22 protein-coding genes and 1 tRNA gene are annotated in these 25,180 nt (G+C 59.7%); 6 read left to right on the top strand and 17 right to left on the bottom strand.

The genetic code is table 11. The annotated features are described in order from the left end of the window. Positions 1-27: 27 nt before the first annotated feature. The 3 genes from ACJ8IM_RS03370 to ACJ8IM_RS03360 all read right to left on the bottom strand — a co-directional run bounded on the left by ACJ8IM_RS03370 (position 28) and on the right by ACJ8IM_RS03360 (position 2,201). Positions 28-104, bottom strand: a tRNA-Pro gene (locus tag ACJ8IM_RS03370). Between the two features lie 78 nt (positions 105-182). Beyond that, the gene (yejM, locus tag ACJ8IM_RS03365; RefSeq protein WP_033653791.1) at positions 183-1,964 is read right to left on the bottom strand and encodes an LPS biosynthesis-modulating metalloenzyme YejM; all 1,782 of its coding nucleotides are present in this window, start codon (positions 1,962-1,964) and stop codon (positions 183-185) included. Positions 1,965-1,973: 9 nt separating this feature from the next. Further along, positions 1,974-2,201 (bottom strand): YejL family protein, encoded by a 228-nt coding sequence (locus ACJ8IM_RS03360; RefSeq protein ID WP_004935782.1) that lies wholly within the window; start codon positions 2,199-2,201, stop codon positions 1,974-1,976. Between the two features lie 210 nt (positions 2,202-2,411). On the opposite strand from ACJ8IM_RS03360, the gene yejK reads away from it, so the two are divergent. After that, complete coding sequence (gene yejK, locus ACJ8IM_RS03355) at positions 2,412-3,419, top strand: nucleoid-associated protein YejK (protein ID WP_033635284.1); 1,008 nt, start codon at positions 2,412-2,414, stop codon at positions 3,417-3,419. Between the two features lie 84 nt (positions 3,420-3,503). Here yejK and rplY read toward each other — a convergent pair whose 3' ends face one another. Beyond that, positions 3,504-3,788, bottom strand: coding sequence for a 50S ribosomal protein L25 (rplY, locus tag ACJ8IM_RS03350; RefSeq protein WP_004935776.1), 285 nt, complete (start codon positions 3,786-3,788; stop codon positions 3,504-3,506). Positions 3,789-3,950: 162 nt separating this feature from the next. Then, positions 3,951-5,708: a DEAD/DEAH box helicase gene (locus ACJ8IM_RS03345; RefSeq protein WP_033635283.1), complete on the bottom strand. Its 1,758-nt coding sequence runs from the start codon at positions 5,706-5,708 to the stop codon at positions 3,951-3,953. Between the two features lie 317 nt (positions 5,709-6,025). Between ACJ8IM_RS03345 and rsuA the strand changes: the two genes are divergently transcribed. From rsuA to ACJ8IM_RS03330, 3 genes are all read left to right on the top strand, one after another. Next, entirely contained in the window at positions 6,026-6,739 is a 714-nt protein-coding gene (gene rsuA, locus ACJ8IM_RS03340; RefSeq protein ID WP_033648013.1) for a 16S rRNA pseudouridine(516) synthase RsuA, read from the top strand. 41 nt (positions 6,740-6,780) lie between these two features. After that, a complete protein-coding gene (locus tag ACJ8IM_RS03335) occupies positions 6,781-7,977 on the top strand; it encodes a Bcr/CflA family multidrug efflux MFS transporter (RefSeq protein WP_025303559.1) in 1,197 nt (398 codons plus the stop codon). A 594-nt stretch (positions 7,978-8,571) separates the two neighbouring features. Continuing rightward, positions 8,572-8,916 (top strand): YejG family protein, encoded by a 345-nt coding sequence (locus tag ACJ8IM_RS03330; RefSeq protein ID WP_004935763.1) that lies wholly within the window; start codon positions 8,572-8,574, stop codon positions 8,914-8,916. An 8-nt stretch (positions 8,917-8,924) separates the two neighbouring features. On the opposite strand, the gene yejF is transcribed toward ACJ8IM_RS03330, so the two are convergent. The 9 genes from yejF to ACJ8IM_RS03285 form a co-directional block, all read right to left on the bottom strand. Continuing rightward, the gene (gene yejF / locus ACJ8IM_RS03325; protein WP_033653792.1) at positions 8,925-10,535 is read right to left on the bottom strand and encodes a microcin C ABC transporter ATP-binding protein YejF; all 1,611 of its coding nucleotides are present in this window, start codon (positions 10,533-10,535) and stop codon (positions 8,925-8,927) included. A gap of 1 nt (position 10,536) precedes the next feature. Further along, entirely contained in the window at positions 10,537-11,562 is a 1,026-nt protein-coding gene (locus tag ACJ8IM_RS03320) for an ABC transporter permease (protein ID WP_015378535.1), read from the bottom strand. After that, positions 11,559-12,653 carry a microcin C ABC transporter permease YejB gene (locus tag ACJ8IM_RS03315; protein ID WP_033653793.1) on the bottom strand — a complete coding sequence of 365 codons (1,095 nt, stop codon included), beginning with the start codon at positions 12,651-12,653 and terminating at the stop codon, positions 11,559-11,561. The genes ACJ8IM_RS03320 and ACJ8IM_RS03315 overlap by 4 nt, the downstream gene beginning before the upstream one ends. Positions 12,654-12,662: 9 nt before the next feature. Continuing rightward, positions 12,663-14,474 carry an extracellular solute-binding protein gene (locus tag ACJ8IM_RS03310; RefSeq protein WP_033653794.1) on the bottom strand — a complete coding sequence of 604 codons (1,812 nt, stop codon included), beginning with the start codon at positions 14,472-14,474 and terminating at the stop codon, positions 12,663-12,665. 93 nt (positions 14,475-14,567) lie between these two features. Then, a complete protein-coding gene (locus ACJ8IM_RS03305) occupies positions 14,568-16,151 on the bottom strand; it encodes a cyclic di-GMP phosphodiesterase (RefSeq protein WP_033648009.1) in 1,584 nt (527 codons plus the stop codon). A 151-nt stretch (positions 16,152-16,302) separates the two neighbouring features. Continuing rightward, complete coding sequence (locus tag ACJ8IM_RS03300; protein WP_125460721.1) at positions 16,303-16,551, bottom strand: hypothetical protein; 249 nt, start codon at positions 16,549-16,551, stop codon at positions 16,303-16,305. Positions 16,552-16,563: 12 nt separating this feature from the next. After that, on the bottom strand, positions 16,564-17,139 hold the full coding sequence (gene mepS / locus ACJ8IM_RS03295) for a bifunctional murein DD-endopeptidase/murein LD-carboxypeptidase (protein ID WP_033635277.1): 576 nt from the start codon (positions 17,137-17,139) through the stop codon (positions 16,564-16,566). Positions 17,140-17,549: 410 nt separating this feature from the next. Next, on the bottom strand, positions 17,550-18,260 hold the full coding sequence (locus ACJ8IM_RS03290; RefSeq protein ID WP_033653795.1) for a phosphatase PAP2 family protein: 711 nt from the start codon (positions 18,258-18,260) through the stop codon (positions 17,550-17,552). A gap of 77 nt (positions 18,261-18,337) precedes the next feature. Continuing rightward, on the bottom strand, positions 18,338-19,312 hold the full coding sequence (locus ACJ8IM_RS03285; protein WP_033648007.1) for a CobW family GTP-binding protein: 975 nt from the start codon (positions 19,310-19,312) through the stop codon (positions 18,338-18,340). Between the two features lie 318 nt (positions 19,313-19,630). On the opposite strand from ACJ8IM_RS03285, the gene ACJ8IM_RS03280 reads away from it, so the two are divergent. Next, positions 19,631-19,939 carry a type 1 fimbrial protein gene (locus tag ACJ8IM_RS03280; protein WP_033635274.1) on the top strand — a complete coding sequence of 103 codons (309 nt, stop codon included), beginning with the start codon at positions 19,631-19,633 and terminating at the stop codon, positions 19,937-19,939. 62 nt (positions 19,940-20,001) lie between these two features. Here ACJ8IM_RS03280 and ACJ8IM_RS03275 read toward each other — a convergent pair whose 3' ends face one another. Next, on the bottom strand, positions 20,002-21,474 hold the full coding sequence (locus ACJ8IM_RS03275; RefSeq protein ID WP_033653796.1) for a mannitol dehydrogenase family protein: 1,473 nt from the start codon (positions 21,472-21,474) through the stop codon (positions 20,002-20,004). Positions 21,475-21,767: 293 nt separating this feature from the next. On the opposite strand from ACJ8IM_RS03275, the gene uxuA reads away from it, so the two are divergent. Continuing rightward, positions 21,768-22,958 (top strand): mannonate dehydratase, encoded by a 1,191-nt coding sequence (gene uxuA, locus ACJ8IM_RS03270; protein WP_033635272.1) that lies wholly within the window; start codon positions 21,768-21,770, stop codon positions 22,956-22,958. A 43-nt stretch (positions 22,959-23,001) separates the two neighbouring features. On the opposite strand, the gene yeiP is transcribed toward uxuA, so the two are convergent. Next, positions 23,002-23,574: an elongation factor P-like protein YeiP gene (yeiP, locus tag ACJ8IM_RS03265; protein ID WP_004935725.1), complete on the bottom strand. Its 573-nt coding sequence runs from the start codon at positions 23,572-23,574 to the stop codon at positions 23,002-23,004. Between the two features lie 126 nt (positions 23,575-23,700). Then, positions 23,701-24,945, bottom strand: a complete 1,245-nt coding sequence (gene mtr, locus ACJ8IM_RS03260; protein WP_033648004.1) for a tryptophan permease — start codon at positions 24,943-24,945, stop codon at positions 23,701-23,703. Between the last annotated feature and the right edge of the window lie 235 nt (positions 24,946-25,180).

Below are 25,180 nucleotides of genomic sequence, written 5' to 3'. Positions count from 1 at the left end.
TGCTGTAACAGCAGGTTTTCTTAAATTTGGTCGGCATGAGAGGATTCGAACCTCCGACCCCCGACACCCCATGACGGTGCGCTACCAGGCTGCGCTACATGCCGACGCTATGAAAAATCATACTACCGATTCCCGATGTTAATGCAAGCGCCTCACCACTTGATTGCTTTAGTTTTAAGCAGTTAGTTGGCGATAAAGCGTTTTACATCGGTCAGTACCTGCAACAGCAGAGCAAGCTGCGGTTTCTCGTCTTTTATTTCATCGCCGTTCTGATCGTAGACGCGATAGTTGCCGCTGTTGTCCAGCATCAGCGTCTGCGTCGGCGTGATGATCACCAGCTGATTGCCATCGCCGGTAGCGATCCAGTCGTTGCGGCGCTGGGCGGTGAACAGATCTTCGCCCTGCGAATAGTCTTTCGGCGCGGTCTTCACGTGCAGCAATCGTTGCATCAGGGTGCGCATCACGTCGTTATGGCCGGTCAGCTTGCTGATGGTCTGCGCCGGGGTGCCCGGCCAGTGGATCACCAACGGCACCTGCAGCTGCGCCTGGTTGAAGCCGGTGCCGGCGCCCCATTGGCCTTTGCCGCTGTCGTTGAACTCGACGCCGTGCTCGGCGGTGATCACCACCACGGTTTTATCCAGCAGGCCGCGCTGTTTCAGGGTGTCCAGCACCTGGGCTATCTGGGCGTCCACATCTTGCGCGCCGGTGCGATAGCGCCGAATAAAGTCGGCCGGCGCCGGGGTTTTGTCGCCTTCGACAGTCTCGGCGCCGCTGAAGCTGATATAGGAGAACCACGGCTCTTTGCTACCCTGATCCGCCAGCCAACGCTGCCATTGCTGCGTGGTTTGCGCGTCGCTTTGCGGCGCCGGCGTCGGCAGCGAGAAGTCGGTCAACAGCGCCTGACGGTACAGGCTGGCGTTGAAGCCATCGGAGGAGAACAGCCCCAGCTGGTAGCCCCGATCGCCGAGCGCAGCGATCAGCGCCGACGGCTTGCGGCCGGCGAGCACGCTGTCCAGATAGGTCGGGGAAATGCCGTAGAACAGGCCGAACAGCCCGGTATCGGCATGGTTGCCCGAACTGTAATGATCGCTGAAACGCACGTTTTCCTGGGCGAAGCGCGTCAGCGCCGGCATGTCCTGCGTCACGTCTTTGGCGCGAATGCCGTCCACCACGATCATCAGCAGGTTATAGCCGCTGCCTTTATCGCCGTAGCTGAGATCGCTGAGCGGATACTCTACCGCCACCGCTTCCGGATTGCCCTGTTGCATTAGGCGGCGCTCATACTCTTGCTGGTCGAGCAGGCCGTGTTTTTCGAGGAACTTGCGCGCGGTCATCGGGTACGAGAGCGGCAGGTTGGCTCGCTGCATGGTGATCGGGCGATAGAAGTTGGCGTCGGCCCAGATGTAAATCAGGTGCGACGCGAAAAAGGCGCTGATAAACAGCGCCGCCAGCGGTTTGCCGAAGCGGCGGCGGTTCAGGCTGCGCAGCTTCTGCCAGCTCCAGGTGGCGAACAGCATCTCCACCAGGAAGATCGCCGGCACGCAGATGAACATCAGTTGCCAGTCGCGCGAAAGCTCGCTTTGGTCCGGGTTGACCACCAGATCCCACACCACCGGATTGAGGTGCAGGTGGAAATGGGAGAACACTTCGCTGTCGACCAGCAACAGCGTGAGCCCGATGGTGGCCAGCGCGGCGGAAATAAATCGCAGCAGCCGCTGCGACATCACCACGAAGGTGAGCGGGAAGATCACCAGCAAATAGCCGGCGAACACGATAAAGCTGAAATGCCCCAGCAGGCTGACAAAGGCATAAACCCGGCCCAGCAGGGATGCGGGCCAGTCGGTGACAAACAGGTAACGGCTGCCCAGCCCAAGGGCGAGCAAAATGTTGAATAAGGCGAACCAGTGCCCCCAGCTGATCATCTGGGAGACTTTTTCACGATAACGCTGACGGTTTGTCACCATAAGTCAATATTAATGTGCTTTATCTTCACGGACAGAAGCCTGCAGGGCTTCCGCGAACGATCTCGCCAGGGTTTTCCGCTGCGCGGGGGCAACGCTGGTGTTGATCAAATTAGTGACCATATTGCCCAGCACCATCAGGGAAAGATCGGTGGGGGTATGGTGTTTTTCCAGAACATTGACCAGCTCTGAGAGCAGTTGTTCAACGTGTTCGTCACTGTAACGGGATGATTGTGGCATAAAATTGCGCTTAGTAATCTGCAAAGTGCCCTATCTTACCGTATAGGGCAGTGATTTTCCGCTCTTTTATCACTTCCTGTCATTTGGGAAATTGTTCGCCCGCGCCGGGGCTGCCCCTTGCAGCACCTTTCCGGTTTGCCGCGGTTTTTAGTATTGCAGGGCGGGGCCTTCAGTGTTTGAATACGCGCCTAAAGAACAGGAGGATTTACCATGAGTCTGGATATCGACCAGATCGCTCTGCACCAGTTGGTGAAACGCGACGAGCAAACGCTGGACGTGGTGCTGCGCGATTCCTTGCTTCCCACCAACGCGGCGGTGGAAGAAATGATGACGGAACTGCATCGCGTCTATAGCGCCAAGAGCAAGGCCTTGGGCCTGTTCAACGAAGGCAGCGAGCTGGCGGAAGCGCTGCGCACCTGCCGCAAGGACGATAAGGACTTTCTGGCCTTCAGCCGCGCGGCGACCGGCCGCCTGCGCGACGAACTGGCGAAGTATCCGTTCGCCGAAGGCGGCGTGGTGCTGTTTGGCCAATACCGTTATCTGGCGGTGGAGTATCTGCTGATCGCGGTGTTGAACAGCCGTAACAGCATGCGCGTCAACGAAGAGCTGGATATCAACACCACGCACTATCTGGACATCAACAACGCCGATATCGTCGCGCGCATCGATCTGACCGAATGGGAAACCAACCCGGAATCGACCCGCTACCTGACCTTCCTGCGCGGGCGCGTGGGCCGCAAGGTCGCCGACTTCTTCATGGATTTCCTGGCGGCGTCCGAAGGGTTGGACGCCAAGGCGCAAAACCGCGGGCTGCTGCAGGCGGTAGACGACTACTGCGCCGATGCGCAGCTGGACAAGAACGAGCGCCAGTCAGTGCGCCAGCAGGTGTACAGCTACTGCAACGAACAGCTGCAGGCGGGCGAAGAGATTGAGCTGCAGGCGCTGTCGCAGGAGCTGTCGCCGGTCGGCGAGAAAGACTTCATGCAGTTCTCAAGCGAGCAAGGGTATGAGCTGGAAGAAAGCTTCCCGGCGGATCGCGGCACGCTGCGCCAACTAACCAAATTCGCCGGCAGCGGCGGCGGCATCAGCCTGAACTTCGACGCCATGCTGCTGGGCGAGCGCATTTTCTGGGATGCGGCCACCGACACCCTGACCATCAGAGGCACGCCGCCGAATCTGCGCGATCAGCTGCAGCGCCGGACCGGCAGCGGCAAGTAAGCGCGCCGAATCGCAGACAATAAAAAACGCCGCAATTGCGGCGTTCTTTATTTCGGCGTCCCGAAAGGTTCGAAAACGTAGCGATTAAACGCGAACGAAGTCGATGTGAGCCAGTTTTGGCTTGAACGGGTGACGCTGTACAGCCTGAACCTTAACTTTGGTTTCTTTACCGTCGATAACCAGAGTTACTGCTTCGCTGTAGAATTCTGGTTTAGCTTCCATGTTCTTGACAGAATCATGGTCCAATTCGATGGAAACTGCAGCTTCTTTGCCACCGTAAACGATAGCTGGGAATTTGTTTGCTGCACGCAGGCGGCGGCTCGCACCTTTACCCTGGTCTTTACGTACTTCTGCATTGATAGTGAACATTGTTTTTTCTCTTAAAAGAAAATTTACCCTGCTACAGGCGACCCAAGTAGCAAGTTCGGAATTCCGCTTTAACGCTGGGCAGGCCCAGGTAAAGCGCGCGGCATTTTAACGGAAAGCCGCCTGCAGGGCAACGAAAACCTGCCCAGATTGAGGGCCGTTCGCTCAGGCCAACTGATTGGCGCGGCGGAAACGGCCTTGATAATCGAACACTTTCTCGCGCACCTGCCAAAACTGCCCGCGCTTGCGCGCCACCACGAAATCCGGATGGCGCAGCGCCTGCTGTTGCGCCAGCACGTCGGCGGCGGTGTGCCAGGCGAACGGCACGCCCGGCGCGCGCTGGTGCGGGCGCAGGAACAGCATTTCGAACGCTTTGCGCTGCGCCGGCGTTTGCAGGCGGAAACGCTCGCTGGTGCTGGTGCCGTCCTCGTCGTAATAGGTGGCCTTCAGCCATTCGCCCTTGTCGTCGCGGCCGCTCTGCAATTCCATGCCGCCGCAGCGCAGCACCAGCGCGTCTTTCAGCTTCAGCGCCGCCTTCAGCATGTCATCGGGATCGACCAGCACCTCCTGGCACTGATGGCAGCGGCGCGCGGCGATGTCGTTCTCCGCGCCGCAGTGCGGGCAGCTCTTGAACCGGAAGCGGTAATCGCACTGTTCGCGGTGGCCGTCGTCGTCTTCCAGCCAGCCCTGACAGCGGCGGCCGTAGTGCTCGATGATGTCGCCATTCTCGGTGCACTTGCCCCAGAACAGGTTGGCGAAGCCGCAGGCCGGGCAGAACACCTGCACCGGCTGGCTGTCGCCGTGCGGCTTGCTGACGCCGACCTCCGGCGTGAACAGATCGTGCGGGTTGCCGGCGTAGTCGAGGATCAGGCAATCCTCCTTGCCGGGCGCCAGCCGCAGACCGCGGCCGACGATCTGCTGATACAGGCTGACGGACTCGGTCGGGCGCAGAATAGCGATCAGATCGACGTGCGGCGCGTCGAAGCCGGTGGTCAATACCGCTACGTTGACCAGATAGCGCAGCTGCTGCTGTTTGAACGCCTCGATCAGCGCATCGCGCTCGGCGGGCGGCGTTTCGGCGCTGACCAGCGCGGCCTCGCCGTTCGGCAGCAGGCCGTGGATCTCGCGGGCGTGCTCGACGGTGGCGGCGAAGATCATCACCCCTTTGCGATCTTGGGCGTACTCTACAATCTGGCTGATGATATGCGGCGTGACGCGGTTTTGCCGCTTCAGCTCGCGGTTCAGATCCGCTTCGCTGAACAGGCCGTTGCTTCTGGCCTCCAGCCGGCTGAAATCGTACTGCACGATCGGCATGTCCAGCCGCTCAGGCGGCACCAGGAAGCCGTTCTTAATCATGTAGCGCAGCGGCAGCTCGTAGATGCAGTCGCGAAACAGGCTGGCGCCGTCGCCGCGGGTGAAGCCGTGGTAGTGATACTGGTAAATCCAGCCCTTGCCCAGGCGATAGGGCGTGGCGGTCAGCCCCAGCAGCCGCAGCTGCGGGTTGGTTTTCTGCAAATGCTGGATGATTTGCTGGTACTGGCTGTCGTCGTCGTCGCTGATGCGGTGGCATTCATCGACGATCAGCAGCGAGAAGGCTCCGTCGAACAGCGGCAGGTTGCGCGCCACCGACTGCACGCTGCCGAACACCACCTTGCCGGCGCTCTCTTTTTGTTGCAGGCCGGCGGCGAAGATGTCCGCTTCCAGGCCGTAGGCGCAGTATTTGGCGTGGTTTTGCGCCACCAGTTCCTTGACGTGCGCCAGCACCAGCACCCGCCCGCGGGCGCGCTTCGCCAGTTCGGCGATCACCAGGCTTTTGCCGGCGCCGGTCGGCAGCACGATCAGCGCCGGTTCGGGGTGCCGCCGAAAATGATTGATGGTGGCTTCGACCGCTTCCAGTTGGTAGGGGCGTAGGGTAAAGGCCATAAGTGAACGCCGTAGGTTGGAATGGGCCGCCGGGAAGCGGTTTTGTCACCTCTGTTCCCACAGAAAGCGTGACATTTTACGCCCGGGCGGCCGAAAAATTTCCATTATTATGCCTTCTGCGCGCGCGCGGTGCGAGAAGCGTGAAAATTACCCCTGTCGGGCAACGCGTTGTGCCGTTATACTCGTGTGACAGCAATCGCTGTTCCCCCACGCGATTTCCCCCCTGAACCTGCCATTTGCACCCGGTGCAACGGCGGGCGTCATATTTTGGCAATACGATCAATGCGATCATAACAACGACAGGCAAAGCAGATCCCATGCGATTGGACAAGTTTTTATCTCAGCAGTTAGGCATCAGCCGTGCGCTGGTCGCGCGCGAACTTCGGGCTAAACGCGTCACCGTTGACGGTGAGGTGGTGAAGAGCGGGGCGATCAAACTGACCCCGGAGCAAGAAGTGGCGTTCGACGGCAATCCGCTGCAGCAGCAGAACGGCCCGCGCTATTTCATGCTCAACAAACCGCAGGGCTACGTCTGCTCCACCGACGATCCCGATCATCCGACGGTGCTGTATTTCCTCGATGAGCCGGTCGCGTACAAGCTGCACGCCGCCGGGCGGTTGGATATCGACACCACCGGGCTGGTGCTGATGACCGACGACGGCCAGTGGTCGCACCGCGTCACGTCGCCGCGCCACCACTGCGAGAAAACCTATTTGGTCACGCTGGAGCACCCGTTGGCGGAAGACACCGCGCAGCGTTTCGCCGAAGGGGTGCAACTGCACAACGAGAAAGATCTGACGCGGCCGGCGACGTTGGAGCAGGTCGACGAGCGCGTGGTGCGCCTGACCATCAGCGAAGGGCGCTACCACCAGGTGAAGCGGATGTTCGCCGCCGTCGGCAACCGGGTGATCGAGTTGCACCGTGAGCGCATCGGCGCCATCGTGCTGGATGACGATCTGGCGCCGGGCGAATACCGCCCACTGACCGAAGAAGAGATCGCCAGCGTGGGCGCGCCGCACCTGCAGGACTGATAACCGATCATTGATTGCGGCCGATTAAGGAGTCGTGGAACGTGCAACAGAACCGAACCTCTCATCTCGGTTTGATTTTCATTCTGGGCCTGTTGTCCATGTTGATGCCGTTGGCGATCGACATGTACCTGCCCAGTATGCCGGTGATCGCCGCCCAGTTTGGCGTCGAGTCCGGCAGCGTGCAGATGACGCTCAGCGCCTATATGCTCGGCTTTGCCTTCGGGCAGCTGTTCTATGGGCCGATGTCGGACAGCATCGGCCGCAAGCCGGTGATCCTGTGGGGAACGCTGATCTTCGCCATCGCCGGCTGCGCCTGCGCCATGGCGCAGTCTATCGATCAGCTGATCGGGCTGCGTTTCCTGCACGGTCTGGCCGCCGCCGCCGCCAGCGTGGTGATTAACGCCCTGATGCGCGACATGTTCACCAAGGATGAGTTCTCGCGCATGATGTCGTTCGTCATTCTGGTGATGACCATCGCGCCGCTGCTGGCGCCGATGATCGGCGGTGCGCTGCTGTTGTGGTTCAGCTGGCACGCCATCTTCTGGACCATGGGTGCCGCGGCGCTGATCGGTTCACTGCTGGTGGCCTTGTTCATCAAGGAGACGCTGCCGAAAGAGCGGCGTCAGCGGTTCCACCTGCGCACCACGCTGGGCAACTTCGGTTCGCTGTTCCGCCACAAGCGGGTGCTGAGCTACATGTTGGCCAGCGCCTTCTCGTTTGCGGGCATGTTCTCGTTCCTCAGCGCCGGGCCGTTCGTCTACATCGAACTGAACCACGTTTCGCCGCAGCACTTTGGCTACTATTTTGCGCTGAACATCGTCTTCCTGTTCCTGACGACGCTGATCAACAGCCGCAACGTGCGGCGGTTCGGCGCGGTCAAGATGTTCAAGCTGGGGCTGCTGGTGCAGCTGGCGATGGGGCTGTGGCTGCTGGCGGTAAGCGCCGTCGGCCTGGGCTTCTGGGCGCTGGTGATCGGCGTAGCGGTCTACCTGGGGTGCATCGCGATGATTTCCTCCAACGCCATGGCGGTGATCCTGGATGATTTTCCGCATATGGCGGGCACCGCGTCTTCCCTGGCCGGCACGTTGCGCTTTAGCATCGGCGCGCTGGTGGGGGCGGTGCTGTCGATGGCGCCGGGCAAAAGCGCCTGGCCAATGGTCACCTCGATGGCGCTGTGCAGCATCGTGGCGGTGCTGTTCTACGTTTACGCCAGCCGGCCGCGCGATCGCGCAGCCTGACGTTCTCCCGACTCGGGGCGTTTCGCCCCGCAGCGTCATGGGGTTGCGCCCTGCCATTTCAGGGTGCAACCGGCAATGAATAATTTGTTGCTAAATATATGCCTGCTAATTAATCGGTCATTTTCCCATCTGTGTGCTTTTTGTTAAAAAACTCCGCCATCGTGCCGCCCGATATTCCCCGGGAGGTGCGGCGTTCTGTCGGCTGCGCCGCGCGAGTGGTTTGTATTAGGATTGATGTAAATCAAGGCATTAGCAGGAGAGGCTGCGCTAACGTGGCGGGTGAAATGTTTCTTCAATGTAAAAATATGGCGACGGAAAAGTAGTCGCATTGCAAGAAAAAAGAGTTGAGATCGCTGCGGGAAAGGGTTACATATAACGCAAAAATGCGAGCTGAGTCGCAAAATGCCGTGAAATAACACCGCACGGCGCGCCAAAAAATGGCGCGGCATCGGCAAGCACGGGGTCAGGTTAATGGTTTGCGGCAAAATTTACATTTAAATAACATTTGTGCGCGGCAGAGTCGGGAGTCAACGGCTATAACTTAGTAACCCTGTCAGGTAAAAGTGTTTCACCTTTTCAAACTAGGGATTTCATGTGGAGAGTATCCAACTTTCGGTAGTGCATCGCTTGCCGCAAAGTTATCGTTGGCTATCCGGTTTCACCGGCGTGAAGGTCGAACCGATTCCGTTTAACGGAATAGACGAAGATAACAACCTGATTGGGCTGAAGTTGCTCAGCCATGAAGGGGCCGAGGCCTGGCAGGTAATGCAACAGCTCAATCTGTCGCTGCAGGAGATTCAGGTCGACTGCGCGATTGTCGAATGGGAAGGAGAGCCTTGCCTGTTCGTGCAGCGCAGCGACGAGAGCGCCACCATGTGCCGCCTCAAAAACGTCGGCGCCGCGATCGCCGAACCGCTCAGCGCGCAGTACCCCTTCTGAATTCGCCGCTAATCCGCTAACTGCAGCAGTTGACGGGTATAGTCGGCGGCGGGCGCCGCGAAAATCGCCCGACAGTCTCCCTGTTCAACCACTTCTCCCTGTCGCAGCACGATGACCTGGTGGCATAGCGAACGCACCACCTGCAGGTCATGGCTGATGAACAGATAAGCCAGCCGGTGACGTTGCTGCAGCGATTTCAGCAGCGTCAGGATCTGCGCCTGCACCGATTTATCCAGCGAAGAGGTCGGCTCGTCGAGGATCAGCAGCTGCGGCTGCAGGATCAGCGCGCGCGCGATGGCGATACGCTGGCGCTGCCCGCCGGAAAACTCGGTGGGATAGCGGTGGCGCAGCTGCGGATCCAGGCCGACCTCCTGTAACACCTCGATCACGCGCTGTTCCCGCTGCTCGGCGCTAAGCTGCTGGTGCACTTCCAGCCCCTCGGCGATGATCTGCTGCACGTTCAGGCGCGGGTTCAGGGCGGAATAGGGATCCTGGAAGACGATTTGCATCCGGCTGCGGTAGGGCAGCATCTGCTTCATCGTGAGCGGGTGCAGCGGTTCGCCGTCGAACCAGATGGCGCCCTGCGAGGCCAACAGGCGCAGCAGCGCCAGCCCGGTGGTGCTTTTGCCCGAGCCGGATTCCCCCACCAGCCCCACGCTTTCCCCGGCGCGCAGCTCGAAACTCAATGATTTCAATGCATAGTGATAATCCACCGTGCGGCGCAGCAGGCCGCGGCGAATGGGGAAGCGCACCTGCAGGTTCTCCACCTTGAGCAGCGGCCGCTCGTCGCCGGGGCGCCCGTTGGCCGCGGCAGGCAACGGCAGCGGTTCACCGACGTCTTCGGCGGCCAGCAGCTGCTGCGTGTAAGGATGCTGCGGCCGGCTGAACAGCCGCGCGCGGGCGTTTTGCTCCACGCAGCGCCCCTGACGCATCACCGCCACGTTGTCCGCCAGGCGGCGCACGATATTCAGATTATGGGTGATAAACAGCAGCCCCATGTCCATCTCTCGTTTCAATTCTTGCAGCAGCGTCAGGATCTGCGCCTGGATAGTGACGTCGAGCGCGGTGGTGGGTTCGTCGGCGATCAGCAGTTTCGGTCGAGTCAACACCGCCATGGCGATCATCACCCGCTGGCGTTCACCGCCGGACAGCTGATGCGGATAGTCCTGCAGCCGGCTTTTGGCCTGACGGATGCCGACGCGCTCCAGGCATTCGACGATCTCCGCGCGCGCGGCATCGCGCCGCAGGCCGCGGTGCAGCATCAACACTTCCGCCAGCTGTTTCTCGATGGTGTGCAGCGGGTTAAGCGACACCATCGGTTCCTGAAAGATCATCGCGATCTGATTGCCGCGCACCTTGCGCAGCGCCGTTTCCGGCGCATGCAGCAACGAGTCGCCGTTGAACAGAATGTCGCCGGCAGGGTAAACCACCGGCGGCGCGGGCAGCAGGCGCAGTATCGACAGGGCGGTGACGCTTTTGCCGGAGCCGGATTCCCCCACCAGCGCCAGCGTTTCCGCCGGCGCGATTTGCAGCGAGAGTTCGTTGACCACCGGCGTGACGGTGTCGCCCTGGCGGAAGGCGATGCTGAGATCCTGAATAGCGAGCAAAGGAGTGGCCATATCAATGCGCCTTGCTGGGGTCAAAGGCGTCGCGCACCGCTTCGCCGATAAAGATTAATAACGACAGCAGCACCGCCAAGACCAGGAAGGCGGTGATGCCGAGCCACGGCGCCTGCAGATTGTTTTTGCCTTGCAGCAGCAACTCACCGAGCGACGGCGAACCGATCGGCAGACCGAAACCGAGGAAATCGAGCGACGTCAGGGTGGTGATCGAGCCGCACAGGATAAACGGCAGGAAGGTCAGCGTCGCCACCATGGCGTTGGGCAGCATATGGCGGGACATGATAACGCGATCCGGCACGCCCATGGCGCGCGCGGCGCGGATGTAGTCAAAATTGCGGGTGCGCAGGAATTCGGCGCGCACCACCCCCACCAGGCTCATCCAGCCGAACAGGATGGTGATGCCGAGCAGCCACCAGAAATTGGGCTGGACGATGCTCGACAGCAGAATGATCAGAAACAGCGTCGGCATGCCCGACCACACTTCGATAAAGCGCTGCCCCCACAGATCGAAACGCCCGCCGTAATACCCTTGCGTCGCGCCGACGCACACGCCGATCAGGCTGGAAAACAGCGTCAGCGCCAGGCCGAACAGCATCGAGATGCGAAAACCGTACAGCACCCGGGCCAGCACGTCGCCGCCGTTGCTGTCGGTGCCCAGCAGGTTGTGACGCGAAGGCGGCGAGGGGAAGGGCACTTCGGTGGCGAAGTTGATGGTGTCGTAACTGAAGCGGATCGGCGCCCACACCGCCCAGCCGTGCCGTTCGATCTGCCGCTGCACGAACGGATCCTGATAGTCGGCTTCGGTATTCAGTTCGCCGCCGAAGGCGGTTTCGCTGTAGCTAATCATAAACGGCAGGTACAGCCGGCCTTCATAACGCACCAACAGCGGTTTGTCATTGGCGATCAGATCGGCGGCCAGGCTCAGGGTGAACAGCACCAAAAAGATCCACAGCGACCAGTAGCCGCGGCGGTTGCGGCGAAAGCGCGCCCAGCGCGCCTGGTTGATCGGGCTAAGGCGGCTCATTGGCGGGCCTCGAAGTCAATGCGCGGATCGACCAGGGTGTAGGTGATATCGCTGAGGATATTCAACAGCAGGCCGATCAGGGTGAAGATATACAGCGTGCCGAACATCACCGGGTAGTCACGCTGCAGCGTGGCGTCGTAGCCCAGCAGCCCCAGGCCGTTGAGCGAGAACATCACCTCAATCAGCAGCGAGCCGGTGAAGAACATGCTGATAAAGGTGGCCGGAAAACCGGCGATCACCAGCAGCATGGCGTTGCGGAACACGTGGCGGTACAGGATCTTTTTCTCATCCAGCCCCTTGGCGCGGGCGGTGGTGACGTACTGCTTGCGGATCTCGTCGAGGAACGAGTTTTTGGTCAGCATGGTCAGGGTGGCGAAGCCGCCGATCACCGTCGCCAGCACCGGCAACGTGATGTGCCACAGGTAGTCGGCGATCTTCGCCGGCCACGAGAGGGTGTCGAAGTTGCTGGAGACCAGGCCGCGCAGCGGGAACCAGTCGAGGTAGCTGCCGCCGGCGAACAGCACAATCATCAGGATGGCGAACAGGAAAGCCGGAATGGCGTAGCCGATGATGATCAGCGTGCTGCTCCAGGTATCGAACGCGCTGCCGTTGTGGACGGCCTTGCGGATGCCGAGCGGGATCGACACCAGGTAGATGATCAGCGTGCTCCAAAGGCCCAGCGTGATGGAGACCGGCAGGCTCTGGCCGATCAGCTGCATCACCGAAGCGCCGCGAAACAGGCTGTCGCCGAAGTCGAAGCGCATATAGTTCCACAGCATGGTGAAGTAGCGCTCGTGCAGCGGTTTATCGAAGCCGTAACGTTGGGTGATCTCGGCGATCACCTCCGGATCCAGGCCGCGTGAACCGCGGTATTGTCCTTCGGTTGCGGCGGGAACGCCGGCTCGAACATGGCCCAGGCCTTCGCCGACACCGCCGCTGCCAAAACCGCTGCCATGCCCCAGCTCAATGGCGGCGATGGCCTGATCGACCGGGCCGCCGGGGGCAACTTGCACGATAAAAAAGTTGATGGTGATGATCGCCCACAGCGTGGGGATCACCAGTAACAGTCTGCGTATCAGATAGGCCGCCATTCCGACTCCTTATTGCCGTTGAGCCGGTAAACGCGCCGCCTTGTTGACGTCGTACCACCAGTTATCGAAGCCGATCGCATAGGCCGGGCGGATCGGCGGCGTGGAGAACTTGTCCCAATAGGCGTAGCGATCGTGGTTGGAGTACCACATCGGCAGCATGTAGTTGTTCCAGGTCAGCACCCGGTCCAGTGCGCGGCCGAGCGGCAGCAGGGCCTTTTCGTCGCCCTGATGGGCGGCGATTTGTCTGACCAGGCTATCGACCGCCGGATCTTTGACGCCAGGGGTGTTGTAGCTGGAGTTGACGTACTCCGAATCCCAAATGATTTGCAAGTTGGCGGTGGGGAACGGCATCGCCTGATAGACCGTCGGCATCAGGTCGAAATCGCGTTCGCGCAGGCGGCGGGTGTACTGTGAGGCGTCAACTTCGCGAATTTGCATCTCGATGCCCAATCGCTGCAGGTTGTGGCGGAATGGCAGCACATATTGGAAGTTGCTGCCGCTCAGCAGCATCAGCTCGAAAGTGAACGGCTGGCCGGTTTTGGCGTTGACCAACTTTTGATTTTTGACCACCCAACCGGCTTCTTTCAGCAGTTGGGTCGCTTTCAGCAGGTTTTGCCGATCGTTGCCGCTGCCGTCGGAGGAGGGCGGCTGGTAGATGCTGGTGAACACCTCCGGCGGCACCTGGCCTTTGAGCGGTGCCAGCAAGGCCAGTTCGGCGGCGTCCGGGTAGCTACGGGCGGCGTAGGCGGTGTTTTGGAAATAGCTGTCGGCGCGCTGATAGGCGTTGTAATACAGCGCCTTGTTCATCCAGTTAAAGTCGAAAGCCAGGCCAATCGCTTCCCGTACCCGACGATCGGCGAACAGCGGTTTTTGGATGTTGAATGCCAGCCAGCGGGTATTCTGTGCCGCCTGGTTGGTCTCGTCCTGCTTGATGATGTAGTTGCGCGCGAAGTTGCCGCCCTGATACTGGGTGGCCCAGCTTTTGGGCGACGGCTCGATGCGGAAATCGTAAGCGCCGGCCTTGAAGGCTTCCAGCGCCACTTTGTCGTCCAGGTAATAATCGTAGCGAATGCTGTCGAAGTTATAGCGGCCGCGGTTCACCGGCAGGTTGGCGGCCCAGTAGTCGCGTACTCGCTGGTAGGTGATGTACTGGCCGAGGCGGTAATCGCCGATTTTATACGGGCCGCTGGCGAGCGGCGGGATGTTGAGCGGCTCATTGAGCTTATACCCTTGCCAAAAAGCAGCCGGGAGGATCGGCAGACTGCCGAATAGCGACAGCATCGCCTCTTTGTTCGGCTGCGGAAACTCTATACGCACCGTCAAACGCGAGATAGCCTTGACCGTGACGCCTTTGTAATAAGAGCGAAACTGCGGCACGCCTTCGGTCATGAATTTATTGAAGGTGAAGGCCACGTCGGCGGCGGTGATCGGGCTGCCGTCCTGAAAGCGGGCGCGCGCGTTGATATCCACTTCGACCCACCGCAGATCGCTGGGATAACGAGCCGATTCGGCAATCAGCGGATAAAAGCTGCCGGGTTCGTCGTCGGACGTCGCGAACAGGGTATCGTACAGTTGTTCGGTACGGGCACCGGGCACGCCGCGGGTGGCGAAGCGGTTGAAGTTGTCGTAGGTACCGATGGCCGCCAGCCGCACGTCGCCGCCCTTGGGCGCCGCCGGGTTGACGTAGTCGAAATGGCTGAAGTCGGTGGCGTATTTCGGTTCACCGAGAAGGGCGAAAGCGTAGCTTTCGTTGAGGGCTTCGGCCTGCAGACCGAAGCTCAGTGCCGAGAGCACCAGAGCAGCGAAAATGCGCACGGACATCGGACGGTAAGCTCCTGCTGTGGAATAAAGTACAACCTGCGCCCAGCATAACATTCTTCGGGTGAGCGCAGGGTAAAGATGCTTAAAGATTAACTATTTTTTTGCCTGATAATCAAAGACCTGATGAGCATTGCAGTAAGCGACGAAATTGTCGATGCTCAGCGGCTTGCTGAAGTAGTAGCCCTGCATGAAGTTAACGCCGTGTTCTTGCAGGAACTGCATCTGCTCGGCGGTTTCCACGCCCTCGGCCACCGTCAGCATTTTCAGCTTTTTCGCCAACGAGATCACCGCATCCAGCACCGGCGCGGTGACCGTGTCCTGGCCGATGGTGTTGACGAAGCCACGATCGATCTTCAGGTAATCCATGGTGAAGCGCTCAAGATAGATCAACGCGCTGTGCCCGGTGCCAAAATCGTCCACCGCGATCTCGATGCCCTGTTTGTGCAGCCAGTCAAACTCCGCCAGCGCACTCTCTTCTTCCACCATGCCACGCTCGGTGATTTCAAACACCAGCGTAAAGTAATCGCCCGGCAGCTGCGTCAACAGTTCATACACGTCCTGGTGGAACGACGGCGCGCTCAGGTGGGCGGGGGAGATGTTGAGCCCGACCTTGCCTCCCCGCGGCAGCGCTTTGGCGAGCTGCGGCGCATCTTCGGCGATCAGCCTGAACAGGTGGCGGGTGAGCGGCACGATCAGCCCGTTGCTTTCGGCGTAGGGGATAAAGACGTCGGGCGGGATGCGGCCTTCGATCGGATGCTGCCAGCGGATCAGCGCTTCCAGCCCGCCGATGCTGTTGCTGTCGGTATGGAACACCGGCTGGTATTCGATAAAGAACTCGTTGCGCTTGATGCCGCGCAGCAGCGCGCGTTCCGGGCTTTGCCGCAGCAGCAGCATGTAATAGCAGAGTACGCCGATCATCAATGACAGCACCAGGCTGCCCAGCAGCGTCAGGCGAATGTCGTTGGGGGTCAGTTTCTCGTTGTAGAACAGGATGGTCAGCGGCAGATTGGGCAGCGTCAGTTTATCCGCCTTGCCCTTCGGCAACTGATCGACCGGCATCAGGTTCGGGCTGAAGGTGGTCAGCGCGCGGTTGCCCATCACGATGGCGATGCCCGGCGCCTGTTCGTCGTGCGAGGTGAACAGCAGATAGGGCATCAGATCGATGTCCAGCGTAGCGAGGATGCCGGTGGCCTTTTCGTCGGGATGCCGCAGCCAAACTGCAACCGCCGGTTTGTTCGGCACGATCGGCGTGCCCTGCTGCAGCTTGAGATCCAGGGGCAGATTCCAGTCGATATCCTGGTAGAGATTTTTCATCGGCAACATCATGTCGCCGGTGGCGGAAGAGCAATAGGCGTAGCCGTCTTTCACCAACAGGAAGGTGCGCACGCCACTGGTAAAGGCCGCTTGGTAGGTAATGTCCGACTGGCTTGAGAGGCAAGGCTTGGCCAGCAGCGGCATCATTTGCTGCATCACCGTCTTCAGGTGCGAGATATAACCCAGCGTGAACTTTTGCGTGCGCGCTTCGACCTTATGTTGATATTGCGTGCGCTGGTGGTTAATCAAAGAAAGCGTGACCGCGGTGAAGAGCGTAAAAAATACCAGGGCGGCGACGCCGCTTTTAGCCAGGCTGCGCTGTCGGTGAGACACGCTGCGGGCAAAAGCTCTTTTCAAGCCCATAACCGAGTCCTCTGCAACAGGGCGTCAGGGGTGTCGCGCAGCCATTTAATGGATTGTGCCAACGGCTTTTTTTTCATTTTTGCCTTTTTATCCCGTACCAACCGGCGGCGTTGTTTAAATATGCGGCGTCGCCGACAGAAATATAATGCGCCTATTTTAAGCGGAAACGTTTTAAATAACGCCGGGGCGCCGTTGCCGTCATCTGACGATAATAGGCGAGTTTTTCCTCGATGGCGCGATTTCCTGCCAACAGTTTATCAAAATAATGGCGTGCGGCAGCGTTAAGCGGAGAAAGATGGCGATAAGGCAGGGAGCAATCTTGATGATATCTGTTAGACAACCAAAAAAAACGCCGCCCGTAGGCGGCGCTTATCGCTCGTTTGGTATTCAGGATCTTCAAGGCATTGCGCCGTTAACCGTTGGTCAACACCCGGCGCGCTTCTCGATAACGTTTATTCCAATAGTTATCGGTCAGCTTGGAAATCATGACCCCACTGCTGGTGGAGGCGTGAACGAACTGATCGTTGCCTAAATAGATGCCGACATGGCGCCCGGTGGAACCTGCGCGGAACAGCACCAAATCGCCGACGCGCAGCTTGGTGCGCTGGATTTTCTTGCCGAGATCTTCCTGTTCATAGGTAGAACGCGGTAAATCCATGCCGAACTGTTCGCGGAAGGTGCGTTGAACAAACGCCGAGCAATCGATGCCGCGCTTGCTGTCACCGCCTAAACGGTAGCGAACGCCTTTCCAGTCCGCGTACTGATCCATAATCTTTGACTTGACGTCAACGTTGCGGACCATCGCTTCGAATTCATCCTGAGAGGCTTGCAGTAAAAGACCGTCTTTGTCATTAACTGCACGCATCTCAGTTTGTGCGTTATTCAAGTTCGAAGTGTGAGTCGAGCTGCATGCGGAGAGCATAACCGCAGCGGCAATTGCAGGGACTACCCGCAAAAAATATCTCAGAAACGGTTGAGATTTGACCATTGTTGTTGTTTTCCCTTGAAGTCCTTAACGACGAAAGTCGCTACCTGAAAAATGCCAAACGAAACGAGCCTAGTCCGCACCTGTTGCATCGACAACCAGTTACCGTTGAAAACGTGCGAGAACGCACATTTTTATCGGATTCCATACTGATTCGACTTAAACCAGGCACAAACGCATCTGAGATTACCGGAACAAATAGGGGATTGCGAGCCTTTTTCCCGTCTTTTTTATATGAATTTGTGATGTAACATAATGTAAATCTTCATATAAAAAACGCCAATTGTCCGATGTATGAATCTGGCGTGAAATCAGGTTGCAAAAGCGTTAACGGGCGGTGACGATATTTTGCGCTCAGCGAAGGGATTAAGGCCGGTAGGCGAGCGCCTCCCGGCATGAGTCATAGACGCAAGTTATGGTTGGCCGGGGCGATGCTTGCCGGGCAACAGGCGATTCAACCGATCGACGATCCAGTCGCTGCAAGGCGTCATCAGCACCCAGCTGGCGCCAACCAGCACCACGGACAGCGAGCCGACGGCAATATCGGTAAACCAGTGGGCGCCAATCATCACGCGTGGCAATGAGAAGAGCAGCGTAATCAGCAGGGCGACGGCGAAGGCGCGGCGGCCGAAATAGCGCAGCATAAAGCAGGAAAAAATAATCAGCATCATGCCGTGGTCGCCGGGGAAGCTGTCGCTGGAAGCGTCCTTGGTGGGGATGCCGGTCAGCTCGCTGACGCGATAGATATTGTCGAAGGTCAGGGTGGGGCTCGGATGCTTCACCGGCAGCAGGTGGCCAAGCTGGTTCAGCACCACGGCGGTCAGCAGCATCACCACGCCGGTGATCACCAGGCGGCGGCGGCCGGCGGCGTCCTGCTTCAGGTAGAAGTACAAATACAGCAGGCCCATGGCGAGCAGCGAAATCACGTCAAACGCGCGGTTGTTGGTGATGGCGACCAGGTGCAAAAACGCCGGGTCGGTGGCCAGATGGCGGTTAAAGAAGAAAAAGATCGCCGAGTCCAGGGTAAACCAGCCGCCGTGATTGGCCGGCAGGAACCAGGACAGGAACAGCGCAACGCCCAGTAAGTTGAAGAGGAGAATGAGGGGTAAATTGCGGCGTGTCATGACATAACCTGTTGGCAAAATGAAAACGAAATAAAACCCGGCCGCCCTGCGGCAACCGGGGGGCAACGGTACGGGGTCTAACTTAAACGAATCTTAAACAAGGCGGATTGCAGGGCGTTCCAATCGGCATTTTCGCTGTGGATAAGCTCAATTCGGCTGTCGAGCGGCGCGACCGGGCGGGTTTCGATGTTGAGATCCTGTCCCTGACGATTGATCAGCAATGTGCCTTCGGGGATGCGCACCGCGCCTTTGGCGCGTTCTACCGGCGCGAGTCGCACCCATTCCATAAAGCCGACGGTGTCGAATTGGGTGTCGCCGTCAAAAATCCAGCCGCAGCTGGTGAAGCCTTGCCCCTCGTTCAACGCTCGCCGCCAGCGGGCGTGCTCCGGCAGCCGCAGTGCCGCCAGCCCCTGCGTTTTCGCCTGACCATGATGATGCTGCGCGTCCGGCAATTCTGTACGATTCGTGCGCGGAAGTGACAACAGCGCGACATCCGCTTCGCCTTGAGCGATGGCATAACAGGGCCGCCGCAGCGGATCTTGCGCCCTCCAGGCTTCCAGCGCCCGCCTGTCTTCCGGCTGATAGGTATCGCTTTTGCTGGCCAAAATAACGTCGGCCGCGGCCAGCTGATCGCGGAAGTTTTCGTTGTCGCGGTAGCGGGGCTGGCTGAGCTGGCGGGCATCCAGCAGGCACAGGGTGGCCTGCAGATCGATCCAGCCGGCATAGCTCTCCTGGGTCAGCAGCGACAGAATTTGTTTCGGATGCCCGAGCCCGGTCGGCTCGATCAGCAGCCGATCCGGTTTGGCCTGCTGTAACAGCATATTCAAGCCCACCTGCATCGGCAGGCCGTTGACGCAGCACATGCAGCCACCGGGGATCTCTTTGAGCACCGCGCCGCTGTCTGCCAGCAGCGCGCCGTCGATGCCGATCTCGCCGAATTCATTGACCAATACCGCCCAGCGCTCATGTTCGGGCTTATGAGCCAGCAAATGGCGGATAGTGGTGGTTTTACCGCTGCCGAGGAAACCGGTAATCAAATTGGTTTTGGTCATTAATAATTCCTGGAGCAAAAATTAACCTGCTTAATAAATGAGTTACGCAGCCTTATCGGTGAAACCGCCGCGATTTAATTTGTGCTCTATCTCGCAAATTTTGCACGTCACCATGCGCTTTTCAACCGACAAAATCCACCGTTCATAACAAGAAAATTCTTAGATAAAACCCTGTATTAGATGCGGTTAACTTTTGTTAGTAGCTTGTTTTTACATTGTTAATGACGCGATTAACGATCAAATCTCGTCCCTTTCCTTGCGATTATTCCTAACAAGATCCTCTATGGTTAAATTGGCTTAACTAAAAATGAGGTTGCCATGAATACCTTTCGGTTATTTTTGATCGTAGGAATGTTGTTTTCATGGACGGCAGTGAGTCATGCAGGAGTGGCCGGCGGGGTAATTCGCTTCGTCGGTTCTATCGTTGAAAGTCCTTGCACGGTCAATATTGCAGATTCTAAGGCGAATACGCAATGTTACCGCAACGGCCAGCGTTATCAGGCCCAGCAAGCGTTGTCAGGTTTTGATACTACACGCAAAGAACTTCCGCTAAATCTAGGCACAACCGAAATGAAGTGGGTAGACCAACAGAAGAAACTCGCTGTGATGACGGTCGTTTATCGTTAAGTCGTTCCGCCATGCCGGCGTAACGTTACGCCGGCATGGTTATTCTCGGCCCTGCAGGCTTCTCACCGCAGCACCCACTCCTTCACCGTTTCACGCGCACCGCGATCGCGCAGCGACAAATAGGCTTGCGTCACCGCGTCGGCAAACGCCGCATGCGTTGCCAGCGTCTCGCCGAACACCGATTTCAGCGCCAGCAGCGCCGTTACGCGCCGCCGATCGTCCGGCGTAGCGGCAATAGTCTGTTGCAGCACGTCTGCCAGCGGATCGCGAATGTCGATCGGCTGACCGGCGTCATCGACGCCGCCGACGTAACGCATCCAGCCCGCCACGCCCAGCGCCAGCCCGCTATAGTCGCCGCCGTGCCGCAGATGCCAGCGCACCGCGTCCAGCATGCGCTGCGGCAGCTTCTGCGAACCGTCCATGGCGATCTGCCAGGTGAGGTGTTGCAGCGCCGGGTTGCTGAAGCGCGCGATAAGCTGTGCGGCGTAGTCGGTCAGACTGATGCCGGTAACGCTCAGGGTGGGCGCCTGTTCGTCCAGCATCAACCGCAGGGCGGCGCGACGGTAGTGTTCATCCGCCATGCACTCGTTGATATAGCGGTAGCCACCCAGGTAGCCGAGGTAAGCCAGGAACGAGTGGCTGCCGTTCAGCATGCGCAGTTTCATGTGCTCAAACGGCAGCACATCGCTGACCAGCTGGGCGCCGGCCAGCTCCCACGCCGGGCGTCCGGCGGCGAAGTTGTCTTCCACCACCCATTGAATAAAGGGCTCGCAGGCGATGGCGCAGTCGTCGCGCACGCCGCCCAGCGCGGCGGCAATCTCATCCAGCGTGGCCGGCGTGGCGGCCGGCACGATGCGATCCACCATGGTGCAGGGGAAGGTGGCGGCGGTGGCGATCCAATCGGCGAGCGACGGATCCCGCGCCTGCGCCAGATCGAGCACCGCCCGGCGCAGCACGTGGCCGTTCTCCGGAATATTGTCGCAGGAGAGCAGGGAGAAGGCGGGCAGGCCGCGTTCGCGCCGCAGCCGCAGCGCCTCCACCAAAATGCCGGGCACGGTCTGCGGCTGATGCGGCGTCGCCAGATCGGCGACGATCCCCGGATGCTGCCGATCCAATCGCCCGCTGCCGGGCTCGATGCAGTAGCCTTTTTCGGTGATGGTCATCGAGACGATCGCCACCTGCGGCTCGGCCAGTTTCTCCAGCACTGCGGCGATGCCTTCCAGCTTGCGGTGCAGGCTCTCATGTACCGCGCCGATCACGATGGCCTGATGGCCGTCCGCGCCTTTCTCCAGCACGCTGTACAGATGATCCTGTTGCCGCAGCGCCTCAAACAGCGGCACGCCGCCGGACAGGCTGATCTCGCAGATGCCCCAGTCGCCGCCGTGGGCGTTCAGCACCCGATCGGTCAGCAGCGCCTGATGCGCGCGGTGGAACGCGCCGAAGCCAAGGTGCACGATGCGGCTGCGCAGAGCCCGGCGGTCATAGCCCGGCTGCCGCACGGCGCCCGGCAATGGGGTGTTGGCGATCGTTTTCATCTCATCTCCAAAGCGTGTAAGACAGCTGGCGGGCCAGTTGCGCCAAGTTAGCAGACCAGTTTTCTGCCACATCGGCAGGGTGGCGCCGGCGATAAAAAACTGCGACCAGTGTAAGGATGTCGGCCAGCCAAAGGAATTGGTCAGTCCAAAATAAGCCAGAATCGTGAAGTGGATCAACCAATGAGGGGTTCGGTTTTGACAGCGCAGGGCGAAAGAGTAAGTTAAAGGTAACTGACATCTAAATTAAACTGGTATAATAGCATCGCGGTGCGAGACAGGCATAAGGACAAAACATGGAACAAACATGGCGTTGGTATGGCCCGAACGATCCGGTCTCTTTGGATGACGTGCGTCAGGCCGGGGCGACCGGGGTGGTGACGGCGCTGCATCATATCGCGAACGGCGACGTCTGGCCGATCGATGAGATCCGCGCGCGACAGGCGCTGTTGGCGGAAAAGGGGCTGGTGTGGTCGGTGGTGGAGAGCGTGCCGGTGCATGAGGAGATCAAAACCCACAGCGGCGACTGGCGGCGGTACATCGCCAATTATCAACAGTCGCTGCGTAACCTGGCGGCCTGCGGCATCGACACCGTCTGCTACAACTTCATGCCGATCCTCGACTGGACGCGCACCGATCTGGCCTATCCGCTGCCGGACGGTTCCAAAGCGCTGCGCTTCGATCAGATCGCCTTCGCCGCGTTCGAGCTGCATATCCTGCAGCGCGCCGGCGCCGAGGCCGACTATACGCCGCAAGAGCGCAGTCAGGCGGCGGCCTATTTCGCCGCCATGAGCGAGGAGGAAAAAAACCGGCTGACCGGCAACATCATCGCCGGGCTGCCGGGGGCGGAAGAGGGCTACACGCTGGAACAGTTCCGCCGCCGGTTGGCGGAGTACGACGGCATCGACAAGGCGCGGCTGCGCGAGAACATGGCGGTCTTTCTGCGCGCCATCGTACCGGTGGCGGAAGAGGTCGGCATCAGGCTGGCGGTGCACCCCGACGATCCGCCGCGGCCGATCCTCGGCCTGCCGCGCATCGTCTCCACGATTGAAGACATGCAGTGGCTGAAGCAGACCGTCGACAGCATCTATAACGGCTTCACCCTATGCACCGGTTCCTACGGCGTGCGCGCCGACAACGATCTGGTGCGGATGATTGAAACCTTTGGCGATCGCATTCACTTTACCCACCTGCGCGCCACCTGCCGCGAGGAGAACCCGAAAAGCTTCCACGAAGGGGCGCACCTGCAGGGCGATGTGGACATGGTGGCGGTGATCGAAGCGATCCTGACCGAAGAGCTGCGTCGGCAGCGGGCGGGCGATCGGCGGCCGATCCCGATGCGCCCCGATCATGGGCATCAGATGCTGGACGACTTGAAAAAGAAAACCAATCCGGGCTATTCGGCCATCGGGCGGTTGAAAGGGCTGGCGGAGCTGCGCGGCGTCGAGCTGGCGCTCAAGCGGCGTTTTTTCCCGGAGTTGCCGTAGCGGAAAAGGAAACGGGGCCGAGACTCGGCCCCGCTGGCGTCGACTAGTCGGCGCGGCTCATGTAGCGGCGTTCGGCGATATGAATGCGAATTTTGTCGCCGGCGCTGAGGTATTCCGGCACGTGGATCACCAGGCCGGTCGCCATGGTGGCCGGTTTGTTGCGGGCGCTGGCGGAAGCGCCTTTGATGCCCGGCGCGGTCTCGACGATTTCCATATCCACGGTCTGCGGCAGCTCCAGCGCCAGCACCTGGCCGTCCAGCGTCAGCACCTGCATGCCCGGCAGGCCGCCTTCCGGAATGAACAGCAGCTCGTCTTCGATCTGGTCTTTCTTGAAGATGTACGGGGTGTAGTCTTCGTCATCCATGAACACGTATTCTTCGCCGTCGATATAGGAGAAGTTCACCTTGCGGCGCGACAGGGAAATGGTGTCCAGGATATCGTCGCCCTTGAAGCGTTCTTCCACTTTCAGGCCGGTGCGCACGTCGGAGAAGCGCATTTTGTACAGGGTGCTGGCGCCGCGGGCGCTTGGGCTCTGTACGTCGATATCTTTTACCAGCAGCAGCTTGCCGTTGTAGCTGATCGCCATGCCGCGCTTAATTTCGTTAGCTCTTGCCATTTCAATTCATCCGCAATGAAGAGTATTAGAGAAGTTGCGACAAGGTACTCGTGCCGCCGATTTCAGGCAATAGCCCGGCGTAAAAACAGTGCGGGAAAGGGAGGGCGATCGCCCTCCCGCCGGGGATTAGCGGAAGACCGGCAGCAGGCCGAACAGCGAAAGAATATGCGCGGCGGCGTTGATCAGGCCGAACAGGATAACGAACAGGATCACGCCGTTGCCGCCCGGTGCACGGTAACCGGCCTGCGGGTGGCGGCGGCGGCTGGCGCGCGCCATCAGCGCCGGCACGATCACCGCCCAGACGGTGGCCGCCAGCCCGGCGAAACCGATGGCGTACAGGAAACCGTTCGGGAACAGCAGCGCGGCCAGGGTCGGCGGCACAAAGGTCACCAGCGCGGTCTTGCTGCGTCCGACGGCGTCGTCCTTGAACTTGCAGAAGTCTGCCAGGTAGTCGAACAGGCCTAGCGACACGCCGAGGAACGAGCTGGCCAGCGCCATATAGGAGAAGGCGTTCAGCAGTTGGCTGACGGTTTGGCTGCTGGAGACGTTGCCCATTTGCTTGAGCAGGCTGCCGATGTTACCGCCCTCGGCGATCACTTGCTTAAAGGCGTCGCGTGCGATATTGCCCTGGATCACGTACTGCCACAGGATGTAGATAGCCAATGCCAGCAGGGTGCCGTACACCAGGCTGCGCACCACGGAGCCGCTGTCCTTGTGGTAATACTTCACCAGCCCGGGAATGTTGCCGTGGTAGCCGAACGAGGTCAGCAGGTAAGGCAGCGCCGCCAGGGCGTAAGGCAGATAGCTGGCCTGGTCATCGCCGGTGTTGAACAGCACTGCGGGCTGCACGTGGGTGAACATGTCGCCCACCGACATCACGAAGGTGATCACCATACCGCCGATCAAAATGGTGCTCAGGCGGTCGACCGCGCGGGTGGAGAGCCAGACGATAAACGCCACGACCAGCGCGAACACCAGGCCGGCGGTGGTCTGGCCGACGCCGACGATGCCCTCCAGCGTGTGGGCGATGATCGAGCCGCCGGCGGAGATATAGGCGTAGGTCAGGATGTACAGCACGAACGCCACCGACAGGCCGTTCACGGCGTTCCAGCCTTTGCCCAGCAGATCCTTGACCATGGTATTGAAGCTGGCGCCGCTCGGGTAGTGCAGCGTGGCTTCGAGGATCATCAGGCCGGAAAGCAACATGCAGGCCCAGGTATACACCAGCAGCGCGACGGAGCCGCTGAACCAGACACCGGAAGTGACGATCGGAATGGAAAACATGCCGGCGCCAACGGCGGTTCCGGCAATGATCATCGCGCCGCCGAGGACGGAAGGGCGGGCCAGCTTCTGGATGGTGTCCGTAGACATGCGTGCTCCTGGGGGATGGGTTCTTTTGTACTAGCTCAATGGTACAGGGGCGCATGGCGCATGTAAAGCGTGGTAATTGCACGCTTCACGCGTTTTTGTCTTTAAATCAAGGTTTGTTGGGCGTTTTTTCGCCATAGGATGCAGCCGGCCGGCGCAGGGCGATGAGTGTAAAGATCGCCGGGGCGCAGGGATTCTGCTGGCGGCGGCCGCGCGCGGCTGCTATTGTCGCGCTTCT

Source organism: Serratia sp. CY33525, from assembly GCF_052169115.1.
Lineage (GTDB): Bacteria > Pseudomonadota > Gammaproteobacteria > Enterobacterales > Enterobacteriaceae > Serratia > Serratia sarumanii.
Note: the sequence above shows the minus strand (reverse complement) of the source record. Positions and strands in the feature narration are given on the sequence as shown.

Bases quoted from the DNA above. Each gene is read 5' to 3' on its own strand.
- yejF (WP_033653792.1), bottom strand. From the start codon at position 10,535: ATGGCCACTCCTTTGCTCGCTATTCAGGATCTCAGCATCGCCTTCCGC.
- ACJ8IM_RS03345 (WP_033635283.1), bottom strand. From the start codon at position 5,708: ATGGCCTTTACCCTACGCCCCTACCAACTGGAAGCGGTCGAAGCCACC.
- rsuA (WP_033648013.1), top strand. From the start codon at position 6,026: ATGCGATTGGACAAGTTTTTATCTCAGCAGTTAGGCATCAGCCGTGCG.
- uxuA (WP_033635272.1), top strand. From the start codon at position 21,768: ATGGAACAAACATGGCGTTGGTATGGCCCGAACGATCCGGTCTCTTTG.
- ACJ8IM_RS03320 (WP_015378535.1), bottom strand. From the start codon at position 11,562: ATGAGCCGCCTTAGCCCGATCAACCAGGCGCGCTGGGCGCGCTTTCGC.
- yejK (WP_033635284.1), top strand. From the start codon at position 2,412: ATGAGTCTGGATATCGACCAGATCGCTCTGCACCAGTTGGTGAAACGC.
- mtr (WP_033648004.1), bottom strand. From the start codon at position 24,945: ATGTCTACGGACACCATCCAGAAGCTGGCCCGCCCTTCCGTCCTCGGC.
- ACJ8IM_RS03290 (WP_033653795.1), bottom strand. From the start codon at position 18,260: ATGACACGCCGCAATTTACCCCTCATTCTCCTCTTCAACTTACTGGGC.
- mepS (WP_033635277.1), bottom strand. From the start codon at position 17,139: ATGGTCAAATCTCAACCGTTTCTGAGATATTTTTTGCGGGTAGTCCCT.
- ACJ8IM_RS03310 (WP_033653794.1), bottom strand. From the start codon at position 14,474: ATGTCCGTGCGCATTTTCGCTGCTCTGGTGCTCTCGGCACTGAGCTTC.
- yejM (WP_033653791.1), bottom strand. From the start codon at position 1,964: ATGGTGACAAACCGTCAGCGTTATCGTGAAAAAGTCTCCCAGATGATC.
- ACJ8IM_RS03305 (WP_033648009.1), bottom strand. From the start codon at position 16,151: ATGGGCTTGAAAAGAGCTTTTGCCCGCAGCGTGTCTCACCGACAGCGC.
- ACJ8IM_RS03280 (WP_033635274.1), top strand. From the start codon at position 19,631: ATGAATACCTTTCGGTTATTTTTGATCGTAGGAATGTTGTTTTCATGG.
- ACJ8IM_RS03285 (WP_033648007.1), bottom strand. From the start codon at position 19,312: ATGACCAAAACCAATTTGATTACCGGTTTCCTCGGCAGCGGTAAAACC.
- ACJ8IM_RS03360 (WP_004935782.1), bottom strand. From the start codon at position 2,201: ATGCCACAATCATCCCGTTACAGTGACGAACACGTTGAACAACTGCTC.
- ACJ8IM_RS03315 (WP_033653793.1), bottom strand. From the start codon at position 12,653: ATGGCGGCCTATCTGATACGCAGACTGTTACTGGTGATCCCCACGCTG.
- ACJ8IM_RS03275 (WP_033653796.1), bottom strand. From the start codon at position 21,474: ATGAAAACGATCGCCAACACCCCATTGCCGGGCGCCGTGCGGCAGCCG.
- rplY (WP_004935776.1), bottom strand. From the start codon at position 3,788: ATGTTCACTATCAATGCAGAAGTACGTAAAGACCAGGGTAAAGGTGCG.
- yeiP (WP_004935725.1), bottom strand. From the start codon at position 23,574: ATGGCAAGAGCTAACGAAATTAAGCGCGGCATGGCGATCAGCTACAAC.